The following is a 19157-nucleotide window of genomic DNA, read 5'->3' on the forward strand; positions in this document are numbered from 1 at the left end:
TTAAAAAATACGGGCTTCAACTGCAAAATGTTGAAGCCTTTTGTGTAAAAAATATAAAACAATGTCAGAAGATAACGAAGATTTTTTAGATGAAGAATTATTAGAATCCAACAGTATTGAGAATATCGATATTGATGAAGAAAATAAAGGATTGTATGAACATCTTAATATCACTGTTGACGCTAAACAGGAACCTTTAAGAATCGATAAATTCCTGTTGATATACAGACAGAATTCTTCAAGAAATAAAATTTCACAAACCTGCAGAGCCGGAAATGTTGTAGTGAACGGAAGTGCCGTAAAACAAAATTACCGGGTCAAACCGGGGGACCAGATTTCGGTATTGCTTACCCATCCTCCGAGAGAGAATGTTATTATTCCACAGGATATTCCTATTAATATAGTATATGAAGATGATGATTTAATCGTGGTGGATAAAGAGCCGGGAATGGTGGTGCATCCGGGATTTGGAAACTGGGATCGGACACTGGTCAATGCACTGGCCTATCATTTTGAACAGAACGGAGAAAAGTCTGACCTTGACAGGGTAGGGCTTGTACACAGGATTGATAAAGATACTTCCGGATTATTAGTGATCGCCAAGAATGAATATGCATTAAGTTTTCTGGCCAAGCAGTTCTTTAACAGGACGACTAAGAGACTGTATTGGGCTTTTGTATGGGGAAATTTGCAGGAAGATGAAGGAACTATCAAAGGGCATATCGGAAGGCATCCTAAAAACAGAATGCAGATGTCCGTTTATGAAGATGGAAGCCAGGGTAAACATGCGGTGACGCATTATAAAGTACTGGAGAGATTCAGATATATGACTTGGGTAGAGTGTAAACTGGAGACCGGAAGAACGCATCAGATCAGGGCACATTTCAAACATATTGGGCATACCTTGTTTAATGATGAAAGATACGAGGGACATACTCCTTTAAGAGGAGTCAACCTTCCTAAGTATAAGCAGTTTATAAAAAATGTTTTTGAAATTCTGCCAAGACACGCCCTTCATGCCCATACCCTGGGATTTGTACACCCAACAACTAAAAAGGAATTATATTTTGAGAGCCCAATGCCCAAAGATATGGTGGATGCCGTAAAAAAATGGAGAAATTATTTAGAAAACTAAAAATATATTGAGAATTTTTTTATATTTGTTGAATTGAAATCAAGATTTGTTATGAGAAAACTATATGCTATCGTATGTTTAGCTCTTTTGTCAAATGCATACAAAGCACAAGAATCACTACCATACTATCAGCAATATCTTTTGGATGGTGAGTTCCTGTTCAACCCAGCTCAATACGGAAAGACAGATTACGTACAGCTCAACGCCAATTATCAACAACAATTTTCAAAGTTCAACAATTCTCCGAATGTACAGTCAATCGGGATCAATGCGAACATATTTGATAGGGTAGGTGCCGGTATCTCTGTATTCAGAGACAGTAACGGGCCTATTTCTGCCGGAGGTATTACAGCTGGTGCTTCTTATTTTATTCCATTAAGCAGTGAAGGGGACAGAAAGGATCAGTTTTCTTTCGGTACCAGTGTTAACTTCTATAACATGAACTTTGATTATTCAAAAATTAATACTGAAGAAGGTGGTGACCCATTATTAAGAGGGGAGGAAAGCAATATCTTTATGGTATATGCGAATTTCGGTTTGGCGGCTACGTACAGAGGGCTTTTCGGGGGTGTTTCCGTGAATGATATCGCATTGAGCAACGATGCCTCTATCGTGAACAACTATGAGCCTTCACCCATCAAATTCTTCTTAAACTTAGGATATAACTGGAATATTGCTGATAATATTACTTTAGCTCCATCAGCATTGATCAACTTAAATACCAACTCAACAAGAATGATCGACTGGAATTTAATGGCGACATTCTCTAATGATATCAATGCATTCTCTTTTGGATTAAGTTACAGAACTGTTCAAAACAGATTTGATAACCAGAACCTGAGTATCTCTCCGATCGTTAAAGTAAGATTCAACAAATTTATGATTGGAGCAACGTATAACTTGGGAATGTCTGACATTCAGAGCTATGGAGGAAACAGCTTCATGATCGGTCTCGGTTATAACTTCGATAACTTTATTAATGTTAGAGGATTTAGATATTAATCAATATAATTTAAATAAATTTGAGCTCTGAATTTTTTCAGAGCTTTTTTATGATCTATATTCACATTCCTTTCTGTAAACAAAAATGCAGCTACTGCAATTTTCATTTTTCAACATCCCTGAATTTTAAGGATGAAATGCTCCATGCGATGAAAACTGAAATGATGCTTCGGAAAGATGAGCTTAGAAATAAAGCTTTAAAATCTTTGTACTTTGGAGGAGGGACGCCGTCTATTCTTTCAGTGGATGAGATCAATTCCTTAATGGATGAAGCTTTAAAATACTTTAGTTTTGAAAATGATATTGAGATTACCTTAGAAGCGAACCCGGATGACCTGGATAAGAAGTTCTTAAAAGACTTATCTGGAACTCCGGTTAATCGTTTGTCAATAGGGACCCAGAGTTTCTTTGAAGAGGATTTAAAGCTGATGAATCGTGCCCATACTGCTTCGGAAGCGGAAAGCTCTATTAAAAGGGCTCAGGATTTTGGATTTGAAAACCTAAGTATTGATTTAATCTACGGTTCGCCGACCTCCAATCTTGAGATCTGGAAAGAAAACCTGAATAAAACAATAAGCCTGGATGTGCCTCATATTTCATCCTATGCATTAACTGTTGAACCCAAAACAGCTCTGGAAAACTGGATCTCAAAGGGAAAAGTGATCAGCCCGAAAGAAGAAGAGCAAAACAGGGAGTTTTACTATCTGTCAGATTTTCTGAAAGATCATGGTTTTGAACATTATGAAGTTTCCAACTTTGCAAAACCCGGATTCTACTCCCGGCACAATTCTGCGTACTGGAAGTACCAGGAATACTTAGGAATTGGACCATCTGCGCATTCCTATAACGGATTTGATGTCCGAAGCTGGAATGTTGCTAATAACCAGCAGTATATAAAAAAGCTGCTTGCCAGAAACTGGGCTAAAGAAGAAGAGATTCTTTCTCAGAAAGACCAGTTCAATGAAATGATTATGATTGGCTTACGAACGATCTGGGGAGTAGACCTTGAAAATCTCAGAAGTAAATTCAATGATCATATTCTTGAGCATTTTCAAGATGAAATGAAACCAAAACTTGAAGAAGGTATTTTAATCATTGAAAACGATCATTTAAAGATCCCTGAAAGACACTGGTTTATGGCAGACGGAATTGCTTCTGATTTGTTCATCGTAGAATAGGTTGACATTACCGTAAATAAAGTCTCAAAACTGAAATTTTGAATCTAAAATCTTCGTATTTTTGTATAAAATTTCAGTTCACAATTTGAAAACTAAAAAACAAGATTATTCGCATCTTTCTTCCAGCCAGCCTATTGGTATTTTTGACAGTGGAGTAGGAGGACTTACCGTGGCTAAAGAGATCAAAAGACTGCTTCCCAATGAAGATCTAATCTACTTTGGAGATACCAAACACCTTCCTTACGGAGAGAAATCCAGGGAAGCGATTATTGAGTATTCTACAAAGATTACGAATTTCTTACTCGAACAAAACTGTAAGGCTATAGTAATTGCCTGTAATACGGCTACTGCCAATGCTTTGAATGAAGTAATGCAGTCTGTTGCGGGTAAGGTTCCGGTGATTGATGTTATTAATCCTGTTGCTGAAAAAGTGGCCTATGAAATTCATAATAATGTAGGCGTTATTGCAACCAAAGCCACAGTGAATTCAGGATTGTACAAAAAGAGTATCCGTAAGCATAATAAATGGATTAAGGTGGATGAGCTAGCCACTCCTTTGCTGGTTCCGGCCATAGAGGAAGGATTTAAAAACCATCCGATTACACATGCTATCATTTACAATTATCTCAGTAATAATAAACTGAAGAATATTGAAACACTGATTCTTGGATGTACGCATTATCCTCTTTTAATCGATGAAATCAAACAATATTACGGAAACAGGGTTCGTGTGATTGACTCTCCGAATATTGTTGCCAATCACCTGAAAATTATTTTGGATAAGTACAGCCTTTTGAATGAAGCTAATCCTAAACCGAATTACCACTTTTATCTTTCAGATCTTACGAAGAATTTTGAAAAGATTTCCAAGAAGTTTTTCGGTAAAACAATTGATTTGGAATTGAAAGTATTATAATACAAAAAGCGGCTTCATCCGAAGCCGCTTTTTTATTTTTTCTCCCGCGGATTGTATGATAACGCAGAATTATTCTCAAAAGCCTGCTCAATCGACGTAAAATTATTTACGCTTCTACGATTACTTTTTCAGCGGTAAGCCTTTTCTTGGGATTGAACTTTGGCTGGTTGGCATCTGTTTCGTCTCTTTCTCCGATAGCTACTGCAAAAAGGGTTTCGTATTTTTCATTGTTCAGAACAGCATCGTATCTTTCAGGCTCAATTCCTTCCATAGGAGTAGAATCTATTCCCAGATCAGCACAAGCCGAAAGGAAGACTCCTAATGATAAATAAACCTGATGCCTGAGCCACGATTTTATCCCGGCCTCTCCTTTGGGCTTTACAAAATTTTTATAATAATTCACAGATCCTTCAGGAAGATTTTCTTCAATCTGTTTTTCAAAATCCTCGGGATTTTTAAGAACCTGGAAAACAATCAGATGGCTGCTGTCTACAATTTTTTCTTTATTCCAGTAAGAAGCTTCTGCCAATCGGTCCTTTACGTTAGAATTATCATTAACAAAAATAAAATTCCATGGCTGGCTGTTGATGGAAGAAGGACTGAGGTTCAAAATCTCTTTCAATACTGCAATTTGCTCTTCGCTGATTTTTCCCTGCGGGTTATACTTTTTTACAGTATACCTGTTTTTCATTTTGTCTAAAAAGTTCATAATTTTATACTATCATTTTTATAGTTACAAAATTAATTTAAGTTTATTAAATTTGCAATAACGGTAAAAAATGATAGTATCAATGTATACAGTAGATAATAAGTCTTACCCTTGCTGCACCAGTGTAACCATGAGGTTTATAGGCGGTAAATGGAAAGCGGTAATGCTGCATCATTTAATGGGTGGCGCAAAAAGATACAATGAATTAAGGAAATCTATTCCTACGATTACAGAAAGAACCTTAAGTCTGCAGCTTAAGCAGCTGGAGGAAGACGGGATTATCAACCGAACTGTTTTTACTGAAAAACCTCCTTTGGTTGTTGAATATGAACTAACAGACTTTGGAAAAACGTTGCTGCCTGTTTTGCAGGCCATTACTAAGTGGGGCGAAGAGGCTCCCGGGAACTCAAAAAAAATAATCAGGAACTAAATTTCCTGATTATCATTTTCTTTATTGGGCTCAAAAAAACTGAAACTTACGTTTCCGTATTTTCGGGTATCTGTCAGATTAGGATGCTCGAGCTTCATACGGCTTTGATGCTCTACGATAAGAACTCCGTTTTCTTTTACATATTTATTGTTGAGCACCAGGGAAATCAATTCGCGATATTTTTTCTCTTCCATTTCAAACGGTGCATCAGAAAAAACGATTTCAAAAGATTTTTTATTTCTGAACTTTTTAAGCCAGTCAAATACATCCCCTCTCTGTACATTGATCTGAAGTCCCATATGCAATTCAGAAGCGGTAGAATTGATGAAAGCGGTGTGTTTTGGATTCATTTCTACTGAGGTTACGTCCTGACATCCTCTGGAAGCAAATTCTAATGAAATGGAACCTATTCCCGCAAATAAGTCAAGAACGGAAACCGACTGCATATCATATTTGTTTTCCAGAATGCTGAATAAAGCTTCTTTGGCAAAATCTGTGGTGGGTCTTACGTCGAAGTTTTTAGGGGCTGCTATTTTTTTGGCTTTCCATTTGCCTGATATTATTCTGAACATATTTTTCTTAGGGTTTAGGGAGTAGATTATAGGAGGCAGGTGATTATGTTTGGGTTCTAATCCCTATTACCTGCGGCCAGTAACCTAGTTAAGTATAAAATTCTTATTGGGAATATTGTCAAAAACAATCTTCAGGTTTTTAACAAATTTCTGAAGCTCTGAAATAAAGGTTTCGTTCTCTGTCGTTTCGCCATAGGCAAAAAAGCTGGTTTCATTGATTCCGAAACCTATTTTGCTGAGGGTAAACATGATAAAGTAAAGAAAGTCAACCTCCGAGTTGACATCCAGGTTGTTGTAAAGGATGATTTTTTTCTGATCAATCGCAAAAAACTCACATTGATTATGATAAAGATTAATATGAATCTCCTTATTGCCTTTATTGTTAAGAGAACTTAAAAACTTTTCCCCCGAAAAATTAAAATGAACAGGAACAGCAAGCTCCTTTATTTTTTTATAATAGTATTTAGGAAAAGTATAATAAAACTGGATATTGAATTTTTTGTTAATAGAAAGCATCAGCTCCTCTTTCTCTCTGTCAGCAGGTGCATTGAAGGCGATCAGGTCAAATCCTGCCTCATGCTCTGAAAATCCTTCCGGCATCAGGGTAAAATGATTCAGCGCAGAGATGATCTGAATCTCATCAAACCGCTGTCTGATAAGGATCTCATCCAGTTTATCTTCAATAAGGTTAGCCGGGGTTTCTTCTGTGACGAAATAAGATTTTTCTTCCAGAATGTTTTTGTTTTTGACAATCTGGTAGATTAATCCGTCTTTGGTAAAAAGTAAATTAAGTACGTTCATAATTCAATTCCTGCAAATTTAGTGAAATTCTACCATTACCGCACCTGATTGGTGATGAAGTATTTCCTTATTATAAAAATCAATATTGACCTGGCTTTCCAAAACATCCCGAACCATTCTCTGTAAGATCCCGTCTCCGATGCCATGAACGATTTCCAGTCTTTTTAAATTGTTTTTTCTGCAGAATTCCAATACTTCTATTAGTTTTTCCTTTTGAATAAACAATCTTTCAAAGCTGTCATAATCATTCGGATTCTTCACTAAATTATGAAAATGAAGGTCTAAAACCAAATGATTTTTCTGATGCTTTTTAGAAATAACTTTTCGGGGCTCTGCTTTTTTTCACCCTGATGTTTTCGTAAAGCTCTTCATCTTTGGGAACGAGCTTTTCTTTTGGATATTGATAAGTGAATCCGTATTCATCTTTGAAAACAACAATATTTCCGTTCACGGAAGTGACCACTCCGCTTAAATCTTCATCTACTACAGAAACTTTATTACCAATTTTCATAGTTTTTTAACCTATTTTGCCTCCAGACTTCCACATTACTGCTGCAATTATCAGTCCGGATCCATCTTGTTTTTAAGGAGCTTTTTCCCGCTATCCGCTCTTACTCCTCACTCCATCCTTTGGCCTGCTCCTGTTGCGGGGTAACCGCTACTATCGGGGCTAGGAAAATCACAGGACTTGAACGGTCAGCATTCCTTTACCATCTTGGTTTTCCCCGCCTTTTCCCGGTTAAACTTTCGGACCCAGTTCAATAATTTCCAGATCCTTGATTTCTGAACCCTCAACGACAAACCGCATCATCGTTCTCATCTTATGCCAGCCCTGCTTTCCACAGGCCCCCGGATTAAGATGCAAAAGCTGGTTCTTCTCATCATACATAGCCTTTAAAATATGAGAATGTCCTGAAATGAATAGCTTGGGAGCCTTATCAGCAATTTCCTTCTTGGTTAGCGGAGTATATTTTCCAGGATATCCCCCGATATGGATCATCAACACTTCAAGGTCTTCACAGAAAAAACGGCTGACTTCCGGAAACTCAGAACGGATCTTAGCATTGTCAATATTTCCGTAAACTCCCTGTAATGGTTTTATCTTTTCCAGCTGCTCAATCACCTCCATACTCCCAAAATCCCCGCAGTGCCAGACTTCATCCGCCTGGGCCGCATATTCTAAGATCCTGTTATCAATATAAGAGTGGGAGTCGGAAAGGAGAAGTATTTTTGTCATGATCTAAGGGGTATTTCAGTGATGTTTTCGTGGTATTTGTCTTTGAAAACGGCAACGCGCTCAGGATTCAATTCGCCATCATGGTTGATCATTCTTTCTTTAAGCAACCCTCTTACCAATTTTTCCATTCCTTTTCTGGAATTCATAAAATGGGCTGTTTTAGCCATAGCTGTCGATTCTACTTGAGTCTTTTCAGTCAGAAAATTTAAAATAAAATCATCATCATTTACATATCTTGGGGTTTCATGATCCATGTACCTGTATAGCAGAACCTCTTCATCATCTTTCATAGAAAAAAATGAATATTGGGCTGCATTGATTTTTTCTGCTTTGAGAATCTGCTTACCATCCAGCAGCACCTTATCATCTTTGATGACTATCTCCTGGGAGAAATATAAATTACAGCTTATGATCAGCAAGAATAAAGCGAATAACCTGCTTATTGCCATTTTTAATGCTTTTTAGACTGCAAATATAAAGAAGCTTTAAGGTTATTTACTACATTTGGAAAAATTAAAAAAGCAATGAAGCAGAAACTTTCTTTTTTTGTTTTTCTTTTAACCGTAGGGCTGGCAAATGCTCAGGTGGAAGAAAAAAAACTGGATGAATTAATTCAGAATACTTTGAAAACCTTTGATGTTCCCGGAATGTCTGTAGGAATTGTAAAGGATGGAAAAGTGACCTATTCCAAAGGCTTTGGAGTACGTTCCCTTACCACAAAGCAGCCGATGGATGACAATACACTGGTAGGAATTGCTTCCAACTCCAAAGGTTTTACCTGTGTAGCATTGGCTATGTTAGCAGATGAAGGAAAGTTGAACTGGGAGGATAAAGTTTCAAAATACATTCCGGAATTTCAGATGTATGATCCTTATGTTTCCCAGAATGTAACCATAAAAGACCTGATTACCCACAGAGCCGGACTGGGACTGGGACAGGGGGATTTGATGTTTTTTCCGGAAGGAGGAAGTTTAACCGTAAATGATATCGTGCATAATGTAAGATATCTGAAGCCGGAAAATCCATTCAGAACAACGCTGGACTATAATAATATCATGTTTATTGTGGCGGGAGAAGTGATTCACAGAGTTTCCGGATTGAGCTGGGCAGAATTTATAGAACAGCGGATTATGAAACCTGTGGGAATGACATCCAGTTTTGGAAGTTATAACAGGGCTAAGGCCAGTTCTAACAAAATTGATGCTCACGCTCCTGTAGAGGGAAAAGCTGTTGCCGTCCCGCATGACTGGAATGAAACAGCCAATGCCGCCGGAGGAATTATGAGTAACATTAAAGACATGACTACCTGGGCAGAATGCCTGTTGAATAATTTCACAACAAAAGACGGTAAAAAATTAGTATCCGATAAAAACGTTCAGCAGCTTTGGAGCATGCAGATTCCAGATAAAGTAGCTGCTAAAAATCCATATGATACAAGCTTTTACGGATATGGCCTGGGATGGTTTTTAAGCGATGTTAAAGGGCACAAACAGGTACAGCATACAGGAGGATTGATCGGAACCGTTACTCAGTTCACTTTGATACCGGACCTGAAACTGGGAATTGTGGTATTGACGAACCAGCAGTCAGGGGCTGCATTCAATACCATTACCAATACGGTAAAAGACTCATATCTGGGAGTGGCCGACAGAAACTGGCTGAAAACATATGAGGAGCGAATGGCCAAAGCGAATGGAGAATTTGAAAAGCAGAAGAAAGAGGCATTTGCAAAGTCTGAGGCCTTTAAAAAAGAGAAAGGCCTTCAGCCTAAAGCAGAGCAGTTTACAGGGAACTATCATGATACCTGGTTTGGTGATGTGGAGATTACCCAGCAGGGAAATAGCTATAGAATTGCATGTAAAAACGCTCCAAGATTAAAAGGGGAGCTGCTTCCTTATTCCAATAATTCATTCATTATAAAATGGGATGACAGAAGCTATGATGCCGATGCTTACATTATTTTCAGCTATGATGAGAACGGCAAAGCACAATCGGCGAAATTGAAAGCCATTTCCGATGTTACGGATTTCAGTTTTGATTTTGATGACCTGGATTTGAAGAAGAAATAAGGGGGTGAAAGCAAAATCACAAAAAGGAGGAAAGGCAAAATTGCTGAAAATATATACGAGGAACGGGCTTTGGTCCGTTCTTTTTATTTAGCCATCCGGTCAAAAAAATTACCAGCCTTCCGGAGCAGGGGATATACGGTTTGTAAAAGGTATAGCGCTTTACTGTAGAAGGTTCAGGTCCTGTTGCGCTAAGGACGATTCTGTATTGAGATGTAGCTTTTCAAAGAAGTTTTTTAATTCAAGTAATCTTTTTTTATTATCATAGTGTATGCTTGAATTTAATTTCATCTGGCAAAGAGAGCAGGCTCTGGCTACATGATCGTCTGTTTCCGTAAGTGAATTGGTCCCGTTCATGACACAGTTGGCGTTCAGACAGTGGCTGATTCCAAACATATGTCCAATTTCGTGAGAACCGATTTTCATTAATCTTACAAGACTTTCATTAAAATTAGATGCTGTCAGGTGGCCTTCAGCCAGCCGATAGATGGAAGTGACTCCCACACCCTTCTCATAAGAAGCAAATCCGAAAACATAGTTCCAGTCGGGTCTCGGGAAAAGATCTTTTTCAGTGATTCCCATTACGATGGCAGCCTCTTTAGGTTTTCTTTTCATCAAAATACTGTCCAGGACGTAGCTGGCTAGCACTTGCTCCTGTCCCTCTCTGGAAATTCTTCTGACCGTTTTAGGGAAAAGAGTATTGGATAAAGCGGGCAGTACTTTTGTTTCCAGCTGAAAATAAATTCTTATATATTCTCTGGTGAGCTCTATCTCTTTTTGCTGAATTTCATTGAAGCTTCCGATAGGCTGAAGATATATTATATTTTTTCCGGGTACCGGTTTTATCCTTTTTGATTTTTGGAAATCTTCAAACTGCTGAACGTTTTCCTTATGGCTGTATCTCCAGTTTCCGGATTTGGGCTCAGAAAGTTTTACATCATTTACTGCAATTGCTTCAAAATAGGTTTTCTCTCTTTTTTGACATGAAAAAAAGAGTGTCCATACTGCGGAATAAAAGAAGGCTAAAGCAAAATTATATTTTCCCCGGCTCATAGAAGAACAGAAGTTTCTTTTTGGCACCGTCAAATTCGGACCATGAATCACAGTCTACTTCAAAGCCTGCTACACCACAGGTTGGAAAATGAAAAATATCTTCAGAAATGGAATTGGCGAAATTGGAAATTCCGTTGTTATGGGAGAAAAAGGCTACTGAGCTAAGCTTGTCATCCAGGTCATAAATTACAGATTCAAAATTTCTTTCCGAAGGATTATACAGTTTTTCATCAGTTGAAAAATCAAGCTGATAGGTTTGGTTGAAAATCTTACAGGTATTCAGTGCACGGACTGCCGGGCTTGAAATGAAATGATCAATGGAAATATGATTGTTTTTCAGGAATCTGGACATGTTCATAGCATCCTCCAAACCCTTGTCTGCCAAAGGTCTGTCAAAGTCCTCCGTTTCTTCCGGCCAGTCGCTTTTCGCATGTCGTACGAGGATGAGTCTCTTCATATATTTGTTTTTTTGGAAGATTAAAATTATAAAAAAAAATATGGAATAAAACATGATTTACATAAAAAAACTGCGTTATGAATAAAATCATTAAATTTTACTAAATTTGCAGACTTATGGGACAAATCCTTGCAATAGACTATGGAAAAGCGCGTTGTGGCCTTGCTGCAACAGATGATATGCAGATTATTGCCAGTGGTCTGGAGACTGTTAATACGCCTTCTTTAATGGAATTTTTAAAAAAATATTTCCATGCGAATAAGGTGGATGAAGTAGTGATTGGGCTTCCCATAGATTTGAAGGGAAACATTTCAGAAGTGGAAACGGATATTTTAAAATTCATTGAAGAATTTAAGAAAGAATTTTCGGATATTGCGGTTCATCGTTTTGATGAAAGGTTTACTTCCAAAATGGCCTCTTTTTTTATTTCTCAGAGTGGAAAAAGTAAGAAAAAGAGACAGGAAAAAGGATTAATAGATAAAGTAAGTGCAACGATTATATTGCAGAATTTTTTAGAACAAAGATTAAGATGATTTTACCGATAAGAGCTTTTGGAGATCCTGTTTTGAGAAAAGTGGGAAAAGATATAGAGAAAGATTATCCCGGTTTACAGGAACTGGTAGATAATATGTTCGAAACGATGTACAGTGCAAATGGCATTGGTCTTGCAGCACCTCAGATCGGGCTGGATATCCGTCTGTTTGTAATAGATGTGACTCCTCTTGCGGAAGATGAGGATTATGAAGATATTAAAGATGAATTGGCTGATTTCAAAAAAGTGTTCATCAATGCCAGAATTCTTGAAGAATCCGGTGAAGAATGGAAGTTTAATGAAGGCTGTTTATCGATTCCGGATGTAAGAGAAGATGTAAAAAGAAAAGGGACAATCGTTATCGAATATTATGACGAAAATTTTGTGAAACATACAGAAACTTTTTCCGATATTAGAGCCCGCGTAATTCAACATGAATATGACCACATTGAAGGAATCTTATTTACGGATCATCTAAGTGCTTTGAAAAAGAAATTGGTAAAAGGAAAGCTGACGAAGATCTCTCAGGGCGATGTAAGCATTGGCTACAAAATGAGATTTCCAAAATAATTTAATCAAGGATAAAAAGAAATAATAAAGAGCAAAAAGCGAAAGCTGGTTGCAAAATTTACAAAAAATAAAATTATGCTGTTAGAAAAAATAATTTCAATTTCTGGAAAACCAGGACTTTACAAACTCGTTTCTCAATTAAGAAATGGTTTCATTATTGAAGATGTTACCAACAAGAAAAAAGTAAGCATCGGCAACTCTAGCCAGGTAAGCTTATTGGATAATATTGCCATGTTTACATTTGATAAAGAAGTTCCTTTGTTCGAAGTTTTTGAAAATATTGCTAAAAACAACGATTATAAGGAAACGATTTCTCACAAATCTTCTGATGCAGAATTGAAGGAGTTTATGTTAACTTCCCTTCCTAATTATGATACTGAAAGAGTATATTCTTCAGATATCAAGAAATTGGCTCAGTGGTACAATATTCTTCACAAGGCAGGATATATTACTCCTGATAGCTTTGTTAAAGCAGAGCCTGAAACATTAGACCCGGCTCAGGAAGAAGTAAGCATCGAACAGGAAGCGCCTAAAAAAGCACCTAAAGCAGAAAAGGCTGCTGCTCCAAAAGTAAAGGCGACTTCAGCTGCTAAATCGGCTCCGAAAAGCACGCACACTAAAAAAGGATAATCCACTTAGCGGATTTTAGAAATAAGCCTTGTTGAGAGTTTTCTTGACAAGGTTTTTTATTGCTGTAAGAATTGAGAGCCGGGAGCCGGGAAGAATCAAGAGCCAAGATATTAGATTTCAGACATCAGATTTCAGATATTTGAGATTGGGATACAGTTTCAAGTGGAAAGGGTATAGTGAATTTGGGGTGCAAGGGAATAGTGAATCGATCAAAATTGACAAGCAAGGCAAATTGATTCCTCACAATTGATTGCTCCTACTGATGCTTTCAGTCCTTAACTCTCAACTTTCAACTCCAAGGGTTGCGGTAGAGTCAAAATAACCCTTACATTTGTATAAGATTGAATTTCCAATTACTTATGAACACGAAACAGGAAAAGCTAGAAGCCTTCGGAAGATTACTGGATATCATGGATGATTTGCGTGAAAAATGCCCGTGGGACCAGAAACAGACTTTACAATCACTCCGTCATCTGACTCTTGAAGAGGCTTATGAACTCTCGGATGCTATTCTTCAGGAAGATTTACAGGAAATAAAAAAAGAGCTGGGGGATGTATTACTTCATCTGGTTTTCTATTCAAAAATAGGTTCCGAAAAAGAAAGTTTTGACATTGCAGATGTCATCAATTCCCTGAATGAAAAACTGATTTTCCGCCATCCCCATATTTATGGTGATACGGAGGTGAAAGATGAAGAAGAAGTAAAACAGAACTGGGAAAAATTAAAATTGAAGGAAGGGAACAAATCTATTTTAGGCGGGGTTCCAAAAAGCTTACCGAGCTTGGTGAAAGCCTATAGAATCCAGGATAAAGTTAAGGGAATAGGTTTTGAGTTTCACGATGCTGAAGATGCCTGGAAAAAAGTGGATGAAGAGATTCAGGAGTTTCATGCAGAAATCGATCCCGACAAAAAAGAACAGGAATTGGGAGACGTGTTCTTTTCATTGATTAATTACGCCAGAATTTCCGGGATTAATCCGGATTCTGCCCTGGAAAGGACCAATCTTAAATTTATTTCCAGATTTCAAAAAATGGAAGGTCTTGCTGAGGAGCAGAGCCTGAAGCTTGCCGATATGTCTTTGGAAGAAATGGATGTCCTTTGGGAAAAAGCCAAGCAATTATCATAAACTTTATAAAGGAGAATGGTTCCTTTTTATTTTCGGTTAATTTTAAAACAAACAACATGTTGCGATTTCTTATTTTACCTTTTATCTTTTTACTGAGCTGCAACCCTAAGGCTCAGAATCAACCGTCTAACGAAAATCTCTTAAAAACACAGTTTTCTTTACCTAAAAAACTGAAAGAAGTTTCCGGTATCACCGTATCGAAAGATAAAAAAACGATCTGGGTGATAGAGGATAAAGGCAATAAAAATGCAGTCTATGCTCTTAATGATAAAGGGGAAATGATAGGTAAAATTCCGGTTGATAATGCTGAAAATACAGACTGGGAAGATATTATATCAGATGCTGCAGGAAATATCTATATCGGGGATTTTGGTAACAATGATAACAACAGACAGGATCTTGCTATTTTAAAAACAGATTTAAAAGATGCAGGCCAGGCTTCAACAAAGGTCATTCAGACCACGAAATTTCATTATGAAGGACAGACTGAATTTCCTCCCAAAAATCAAATTTATTATATGACTGTGAGGCTTTTGTAGAGATGGATGGTAATTTTTATCTTTTTACAAAAAACAGAAGTAAAGGATTTGACGGAACTTTCCTGGTGTTCAAAGTGCCCAACAAAGAGGGCGATTTTGAAGCAAAGCTTATCGGTAAACTTAAGCTGCAGGGAGGCTATAATGATGCCGCGATCACATCTGCAACAATCAATGCGGCAAAAGACAAGATCGTATTGCTGACCCACAAGAATATTCATATCCTTACAGGATTTACAGCCAGTGATTTTAATACTGCTAAAATTCAGAAAGTACCCCTGGATCACAATTCACAGAAAGAAGCGGTGGTTTTTATCAATGATAAGACTTTGCTGATTGCAGACGAAAAAGAAAAAAATGAGGGCGGAAATGTATATCAGTTTGCTTTTTGATGCTTGAAGATACCTATGAAATATAAAAGCCGGAAATAATCGCAATTTTGCTTATTTCCGGCTGTTTTTTTATGGCTGTATTTAGAATTTCATTCCAATTCCGGCGGAAACCCTTCCGCCGTCTGATCCGTAGAAATAATTCAGTCGGGCAGAGATCATTTCCACAATACTCAGCCAGACACCGGCTCCGGCAGACTGGTGCCATTTTCTGGAATTTTCTGTATCGTTCCATACCCTTCCGATATCATAGCCTATAAGGATTCCCATATTGGCGGGAACAATATTATTTCTTATTCTTCCAAAGTCCCAGCGGATTTCTGAATTGTTAGTAAAGTAAGATCTTCCGGAGAACCTGTCATTTCTGAAAGCCCTCATTCCATTACTTCCCCCGATAGAAGCGGCCTGATAAAATTCAAAATGATTATTATTGATCCACATCACATTGCTGGAATTAGCGAATACAAAATTTCCTTTTTTATCAATTCTGTGATCAATGGCAAGCCTGCCTCTTAAGGTCAGGAAGTTGCGGTTAAAATCGGTAAGAATCGCTTTCCAGTCGGCATTCAGCATAAATTCCATTCCCAGGGTAGGAAAAGCAGTGTTGTCTGCATTTTTATAGCCGAATGTGTAGTTGGCTCCTACAAACTGCTGGCTATTGAAAACTTCAGGTCTTACGTCCGGAGACTGGTTGATGAAACGTCCATTTTTTATCTGTACTTTATTATCTTCAAAAGTAAGCTGAAACTGGTGGCTAAGGTTCATCCAGCTTTTTTTGGAAATAGACGGAGCCAAATTAAATTTGGAAATCCGGGCTCTGTTGTATTCTCTTTCCGTATTTTCTTTATCATATTCACTTTCGTTGGACAGGCCAAAGAAGTTTTGAGAGAACCTGGGAGTGGTGTATCCGGCATCGAGATTGATGTCCCATCCTGAGATTGCTTTTTTGAAAATTCCTTTGTAGACGAGGCTAAAACCGGCTGTCGCCGTGTAGAAATTAGCTTTTAAACTGTGTTTCTGCGTAAAAGGATCACGGATAAAATTGTTTACCGTATAATTGGCCAGCACCCCAAGAATCACACCGTCATCAGGGTTGTAGTCAGCGTTAGGATAGCCAGCCCATGAATTGTACTTCGGATGTTTGTAATTGTAAGTATTGATGTCATAATCGTCCGTAATGTTTTTCGTTGTATTCTTTGTGTTGTAGGTATTCTTTTGGGATTTAAAGTCATAGATTTTTACTTTTTTACCATCCGCTACATTATATACATCATGATTATAGCCACCGATCAGTCTGATCGTCATTTTTGGCCTCCCGTTTCCGGTAACCTCGTAGACATCATCATCTTCCAGTCCATAGATCCAGAGTTCCTTGGTTTTTGAATCGTCATATGTTTTTTCAAAGACCAGGTTGTTTTTATCTTTATTTTTACCTAATTCATACTGTTGTACCAGTACAGAATTTCCGTTTTTTGTAATGACAAATCTATCAGGATGTACTGTTCCTGCCAATGGAACTTTTTTCTGAAGTACATCGTAATATTGAGTGGCATAATTCTGTAACTTCGTCTTTCTTATTTTTAACTTTTTCTGGATATCGGCGATGGTTTCATCCTTTACTTCTTTCGGAAGATTATGGAAACTTTCATCGATATCCGTATCTGTCAAATGTTCCTGAATATATTTTGCCTGTTCTATCCATTCTTCCTGGGTAGCCCCTTTCAAGAAGATCAGATCCATAGGATAGGGCTCCATATTTACCCATTTGACGCTGCTTATGTCTTCGGTAAAAGTCTTCATATGACGGATCGCCGGAACATTCATAATGATTTTAAATGCAGCACCGTCATATTTACTGAAAGCCTGGTCTCTGTCTTTTGGGATAGGTTTATAAATAACTTTGTCTCCGTCTTCATATTCTGCCCATTTCCATTGATCTGAATGTCTGTCCCAGTCACCGATCAGCATATCAAAGAGTCTTGCTCTCATATAAGACTCTTTATCAACGGAATATTTATAATTTTTATTCAGATTCTTTAATACATCATCCGTAGAGACGATATCTTTGGCATTATCGAGAGAGGCCAGTGTTTTAGGGTCGGAAGAAAAACGCTCTTCTATCATATACATTTCATCCCCGTAATTTTCGTTATACCTGCCTAATGCCTGCTGCTTCGGGATATAATATAATTTGGGATTACTATGGAAAATATTCAGTTTATCTGCCATATTTCCTATGGTAAACGGCGTGAAAGGATGATTGGTCGTATAAAAATCTAATAAAAACTTTTCAGGGAAGGTATCCGTAAGTTCATCTCCTAAAGTACTCTTATTGAAAGCCATATTGTTGAGGAACCGGATTGCACTTTTCTTTACTCCGCGCATAACAAATTCCTGTCCGTCTTTTGACTTTAATCTTAAGCTGTTGGATTGGTTTCCTCCACCTTCCCGGAACGGGATATAGCCTCCATTAAGTTCTGAAAGATTAACAGTGGGTGCTTCAATGGGAATTCCGTAATACCTCCTGTAGTGATCACCCCAGAGCCACCGGTAAAATTTCCGTTTTTGGGTAAGCTGAACCGGGTAAATGCTTGAAGTGGCCGTAGCCGGGAAAGTATTGGGAAAGTTGTTAATAAATACATCCGGCTTTGAAATGACTGATATATGGGTCAGTTTTTGAAGCTGAGCATCTTTTGTGGAGAAAAACTCAACATCTGTACTTTGGTCCTTTCTGATATTCAAAACGGCAAAACCGCTGTTTCCGTAAGAGAAGTCGGTCTGTTCTACAATGGTGGAAGGATCTGTTTTAGAACCTGCACCACTGATGATCTGTCTTATATTTCTGTCTTCGTGATACTGTAAGTTATGATCATGCCCGGAGACGAAAATGATGTTTTCTTTATCCTGAACGATACTTTTGAGTCTGTTGGCTAAATCTGCATAATGCTGATTGTTGAGGTCTGCAGGACTGGCCCCGGAAGAACTTCTCAGTACATTAAGCATACTGCCCACAATAGGAACAGGAACTTTACTGTTAAGAGGGAAGAGATGCGATTTTGCAGAACTGAACCCAGCGTGGGTTCCGCTGCTGATAATAGGGTGGTGCAATGCCACGATGATCCTTTTCCCCTGGTTTTTAATGATCAGATCTTTGAACTCTGTGAAAAAGTCTTCCCTGGTTTTGATCGTACAGTTCTTATTGATTCCCGGAGACTGATCCCAGTTGGTAATTGCCCATTCTGTATCAACAACGATTAATTTAATATCTTTAGAGATACTGATGTCATCAATAGGGCAGCCGTTTTTTGGGAGGAAGGATTTTTTATCATTAAAATACTGTTTCACAAAATCTTCCTGAGCTCCCAGTCCCTCCAATCCGTTATACCAATCATGATTTCCGGGGATGACCAGTGTTTTTCCCTTGAAATTTTTGGTAATGGTAAGCTGATTATTCAGTTTTTGTTCGGCCAGCGCATAATCTTTATCTGTTTTTTTAGGCATTCCGCGGGGATAAATATTATCCCCTAAAAAGATCAGCATAGAATTGCTGTCTGCAGAATCGAGTTTGCTCTTCAGTAAGTTTAATGTCTTTTTCGACTGGGCCTCATCTGCATTTCCTGCATCTCCGATCAGAAAAATCTTAAAATCATTTTCAGATTTTACCTCGGAATTTTTTACTTCAAATAAGTTTTTGCCCTTTTGTACGTTATATGTTGCACAGGAATAAAGGGCTCCTGCGGACAATACTGTTCTCAGAACAATAGAAGTATTTTTTAGATGAGTTTTAAAGGATAAATTCATAAATTTACATTAACAA

22 protein-coding genes are annotated in these 19157 nt (G+C 37.8%); 12 read left to right on the top strand and 10 right to left on the bottom strand.

Going from position 1 to position 19157, the window contains the following annotated elements; translation table 11 throughout:
* Positions 1-61 precede the first annotated feature (61 nt).
* From MUW56_RS14000 to murI, 4 genes are all read left to right on the top strand, one after another.
* Complete coding sequence (locus MUW56_RS14000) at positions 62-1135, top strand: RluA family pseudouridine synthase (RefSeq protein ID WP_292013757.1); 1074 nt, start codon at positions 62-64, stop codon at positions 1133-1135.
* A 51-nt stretch (positions 1136-1186) separates the two neighbouring features.
* Entirely contained in the window at positions 1187-2137 is a 951-nt protein-coding gene (locus MUW56_RS14005) for a PorP/SprF family type IX secretion system membrane protein (protein ID WP_292013758.1), read from the top strand.
* 50 nt (positions 2138-2187) lie between these two features.
* On the top strand, positions 2188-3315 hold the full coding sequence (hemW, locus tag MUW56_RS14010; RefSeq protein ID WP_292013759.1) for a radical SAM family heme chaperone HemW: 1128 nt from the start codon (positions 2188-2190) through the stop codon (positions 3313-3315).
* Positions 3316-3400: 85 nt separating this feature from the next.
* Positions 3401-4231 carry a glutamate racemase gene (gene murI, locus MUW56_RS14015; protein ID WP_292013760.1) on the top strand — a complete coding sequence of 277 codons (831 nt, stop codon included), beginning with the start codon at positions 3401-3403 and terminating at the stop codon, positions 4229-4231.
* Positions 4232-4337: 106 nt separating this feature from the next.
* Here the strand turns inward: murI and MUW56_RS14020 are convergent, their stop codons facing one another.
* Positions 4338-4940, bottom strand: a complete 603-nt coding sequence (locus MUW56_RS14020; protein ID WP_292013761.1) for a nitroreductase family protein — start codon at positions 4938-4940, stop codon at positions 4338-4340.
* An 82-nt stretch (positions 4941-5022) separates the two neighbouring features.
* Here MUW56_RS14020 and MUW56_RS14025 point away from each other — a divergent pair, with 82 nt between their 5' ends.
* A complete protein-coding gene (locus MUW56_RS14025) occupies positions 5023-5370 on the top strand; it encodes a helix-turn-helix domain-containing protein (RefSeq protein ID WP_292013762.1) in 348 nt (115 codons plus the stop codon).
* Here the strand turns inward: MUW56_RS14025 and rsmD are convergent.
* From rsmD to MUW56_RS14055, 6 genes are all read right to left on the bottom strand, one after another.
* Positions 5367-5942: a 16S rRNA (guanine(966)-N(2))-methyltransferase RsmD gene (gene rsmD, locus MUW56_RS14030; protein WP_292013763.1), complete on the bottom strand. Its 576-nt coding sequence runs from the start codon at positions 5940-5942 to the stop codon at positions 5367-5369. The two genes, MUW56_RS14025 and rsmD, sit on opposite strands and share 4 nt — an antisense overlap.
* 84 nt (positions 5943-6026) lie before the next feature.
* Entirely contained in the window at positions 6027-6743 is a 717-nt protein-coding gene (locus MUW56_RS14035) for a DUF3822 family protein (protein WP_292013764.1), read from the bottom strand.
* Between the two features lie 18 nt (positions 6744-6761).
* Complete coding sequence (locus tag MUW56_RS14040; protein ID WP_292013765.1) at positions 6762-7004, bottom strand: Smr/MutS family protein; 243 nt, start codon at positions 7002-7004, stop codon at positions 6762-6764.
* A 49-nt stretch (positions 7005-7053) separates the two neighbouring features.
* Positions 7054-7254 carry a hypothetical protein gene (locus tag MUW56_RS14045; RefSeq protein WP_292013766.1) on the bottom strand — a complete coding sequence of 67 codons (201 nt, stop codon included), beginning with the start codon at positions 7252-7254 and terminating at the stop codon, positions 7054-7056.
* Between the two features lie 228 nt (positions 7255-7482).
* The gene (locus MUW56_RS14050; RefSeq protein ID WP_292013767.1) at positions 7483-7980 is read right to left on the bottom strand and encodes a metallophosphoesterase family protein; all 498 of its coding nucleotides are present in this window, start codon (positions 7978-7980) and stop codon (positions 7483-7485) included.
* Positions 7977-8429, bottom strand: a complete 453-nt coding sequence (locus MUW56_RS14055) for a hypothetical protein (RefSeq protein WP_292013768.1) — start codon at positions 8427-8429, stop codon at positions 7977-7979. Before MUW56_RS14055 ends, MUW56_RS14050 begins: the two co-directional genes overlap by 4 nt.
* A gap of 75 nt (positions 8430-8504) precedes the next feature.
* Here MUW56_RS14055 and MUW56_RS14060 point away from each other — a divergent pair, with 75 nt between their 5' ends.
* Positions 8505-10049 carry a serine hydrolase gene (locus MUW56_RS14060; protein ID WP_292013769.1) on the top strand — a complete coding sequence of 515 codons (1545 nt, stop codon included), beginning with the start codon at positions 8505-8507 and terminating at the stop codon, positions 10047-10049.
* 159 nt (positions 10050-10208) lie between these two features.
* Here the strand turns inward: MUW56_RS14060 and MUW56_RS14065 are convergent, their stop codons facing one another.
* Positions 10209-11099 (bottom strand): archaemetzincin, encoded by an 891-nt coding sequence (locus MUW56_RS14065; protein WP_292013770.1) that lies wholly within the window; start codon positions 11097-11099, stop codon positions 10209-10211.
* Positions 11080-11556 carry a histidine phosphatase family protein gene (locus MUW56_RS14070; RefSeq protein WP_292013771.1) on the bottom strand — a complete coding sequence of 159 codons (477 nt, stop codon included), beginning with the start codon at positions 11554-11556 and terminating at the stop codon, positions 11080-11082. The genes MUW56_RS14065 and MUW56_RS14070 overlap by 20 nt, the downstream gene beginning before the upstream one ends.
* Before the next feature lie 116 nt (positions 11557-11672).
* Here MUW56_RS14070 and ruvX point away from each other — a divergent pair, with 116 nt between their 5' ends.
* The 6 genes from ruvX (at position 11673) to MUW56_RS22845 (ending at position 15343) form a co-directional block, all read left to right on the top strand.
* Complete coding sequence (gene ruvX, locus MUW56_RS14075) at positions 11673-12089, top strand: Holliday junction resolvase RuvX (RefSeq protein WP_292013772.1); 417 nt, start codon at positions 11673-11675, stop codon at positions 12087-12089.
* Positions 12086-12658, top strand: a complete 573-nt coding sequence (gene def / locus MUW56_RS14080; protein ID WP_292013773.1) for a peptide deformylase — start codon at positions 12086-12088, stop codon at positions 12656-12658. Before ruvX ends, def begins: the two co-directional genes overlap by 4 nt.
* 75 nt (positions 12659-12733) lie before the next feature.
* Entirely contained in the window at positions 12734-13288 is a 555-nt protein-coding gene (locus MUW56_RS14085; protein WP_292013774.1) for a DUF5606 domain-containing protein, read from the top strand.
* 359 nt (positions 13289-13647) lie between these two features.
* The gene (gene mazG / locus MUW56_RS14090) at positions 13648-14415 is read left to right on the top strand and encodes a nucleoside triphosphate pyrophosphohydrolase (RefSeq protein WP_292013775.1); all 768 of its coding nucleotides are present in this window, start codon (positions 13648-13650) and stop codon (positions 14413-14415) included.
* 56 nt (positions 14416-14471) lie between these two features.
* Positions 14472-14954, top strand: a complete 483-nt coding sequence (locus tag MUW56_RS22840; protein WP_367118524.1) for an SdiA-regulated domain-containing protein — start codon at positions 14472-14474, stop codon at positions 14952-14954.
* Positions 14955-14956: 2 nt separating this feature from the next.
* Positions 14957-15343, top strand: coding sequence for a hypothetical protein (locus MUW56_RS22845; protein WP_367118525.1), 387 nt, complete (start codon positions 14957-14959; stop codon positions 15341-15343).
* Positions 15344-15424: 81 nt separating this feature from the next.
* On the opposite strand, the gene MUW56_RS14100 is transcribed toward MUW56_RS22845, so the two are convergent.
* A complete protein-coding gene (locus MUW56_RS14100) occupies positions 15425-19141 on the bottom strand; it encodes a metallophosphoesterase (RefSeq protein WP_292013776.1) in 3717 nt (1238 codons plus the stop codon).
* Between the last annotated feature and the right edge of the window lie 16 nt (positions 19142-19157).

Origin of the sequence: Chryseobacterium sp., from assembly GCF_022869225.1 — a bacterium.
Taxonomy (GTDB): Bacteria; Bacteroidota; Bacteroidia; order Flavobacteriales; family Weeksellaceae; genus Chryseobacterium.

Coding starts and splice junctions, on each gene's coding strand:
- MUW56_RS14000 (WP_292013757.1), top strand. CDS start 62: ATGTCAGAAGATAACGAAGATTTTTTAGATGAAGAATTATTAGAATCC.
- MUW56_RS14005 (WP_292013758.1), top strand. CDS start 1,187: ATGAGAAAACTATATGCTATCGTATGTTTAGCTCTTTTGTCAAATGCA.
- hemW (WP_292013759.1), top strand. CDS start 2,188: ATGATCTATATTCACATTCCTTTCTGTAAACAAAAATGCAGCTACTGC.
- MUW56_RS14020 (WP_292013761.1), bottom strand. CDS start 4,940: ATGAACTTTTTAGACAAAATGAAAAACAGGTATACTGTAAAAAAGTAT.
- MUW56_RS14025 (WP_292013762.1), top strand. CDS start 5,023: ATGTATACAGTAGATAATAAGTCTTACCCTTGCTGCACCAGTGTAACC.
- rsmD (WP_292013763.1), bottom strand. CDS start 5,942: ATGTTCAGAATAATATCAGGCAAATGGAAAGCCAAAAAAATAGCAGCC.
- MUW56_RS14035 (WP_292013764.1), bottom strand. CDS start 6,743: ATGAACGTACTTAATTTACTTTTTACCAAAGACGGATTAATCTACCAG.
- MUW56_RS14045 (WP_292013766.1), bottom strand. CDS start 7,254: ATGAAAATTGGTAATAAAGTTTCTGTAGTAGATGAAGATTTAAGCGGA.
- MUW56_RS14050 (WP_292013767.1), bottom strand. CDS start 7,980: ATGACAAAAATACTTCTCCTTTCCGACTCCCACTCTTATATTGATAAC.
- MUW56_RS14055 (WP_292013768.1), bottom strand. CDS start 8,429: ATGGCAATAAGCAGGTTATTCGCTTTATTCTTGCTGATCATAAGCTGT.
- MUW56_RS14060 (WP_292013769.1), top strand. CDS start 8,505: ATGAAGCAGAAACTTTCTTTTTTTGTTTTTCTTTTAACCGTAGGGCTG.
- MUW56_RS14065 (WP_292013770.1), bottom strand. CDS start 11,099: ATGAGCCGGGGAAAATATAATTTTGCTTTAGCCTTCTTTTATTCCGCA.
- MUW56_RS14070 (WP_292013771.1), bottom strand. CDS start 11,556: ATGAAGAGACTCATCCTCGTACGACATGCGAAAAGCGACTGGCCGGAA.
- ruvX (WP_292013772.1), top strand. CDS start 11,673: ATGGGACAAATCCTTGCAATAGACTATGGAAAAGCGCGTTGTGGCCTT.
- def (WP_292013773.1), top strand. CDS start 12,086: ATGATTTTACCGATAAGAGCTTTTGGAGATCCTGTTTTGAGAAAAGTG.
- MUW56_RS14085 (WP_292013774.1), top strand. CDS start 12,734: ATGCTGTTAGAAAAAATAATTTCAATTTCTGGAAAACCAGGACTTTAC.
- mazG (WP_292013775.1), top strand. CDS start 13,648: ATGAACACGAAACAGGAAAAGCTAGAAGCCTTCGGAAGATTACTGGAT.
- MUW56_RS22840 (WP_367118524.1), top strand. CDS start 14,472: ATGTTGCGATTTCTTATTTTACCTTTTATCTTTTTACTGAGCTGCAAC.
- MUW56_RS22845 (WP_367118525.1), top strand. CDS start 14,957: ATGGATGGTAATTTTTATCTTTTTACAAAAAACAGAAGTAAAGGATTT.
- MUW56_RS14100 (WP_292013776.1), bottom strand. CDS start 19,141: ATGAATTTATCCTTTAAAACTCATCTAAAAAATACTTCTATTGTTCTG.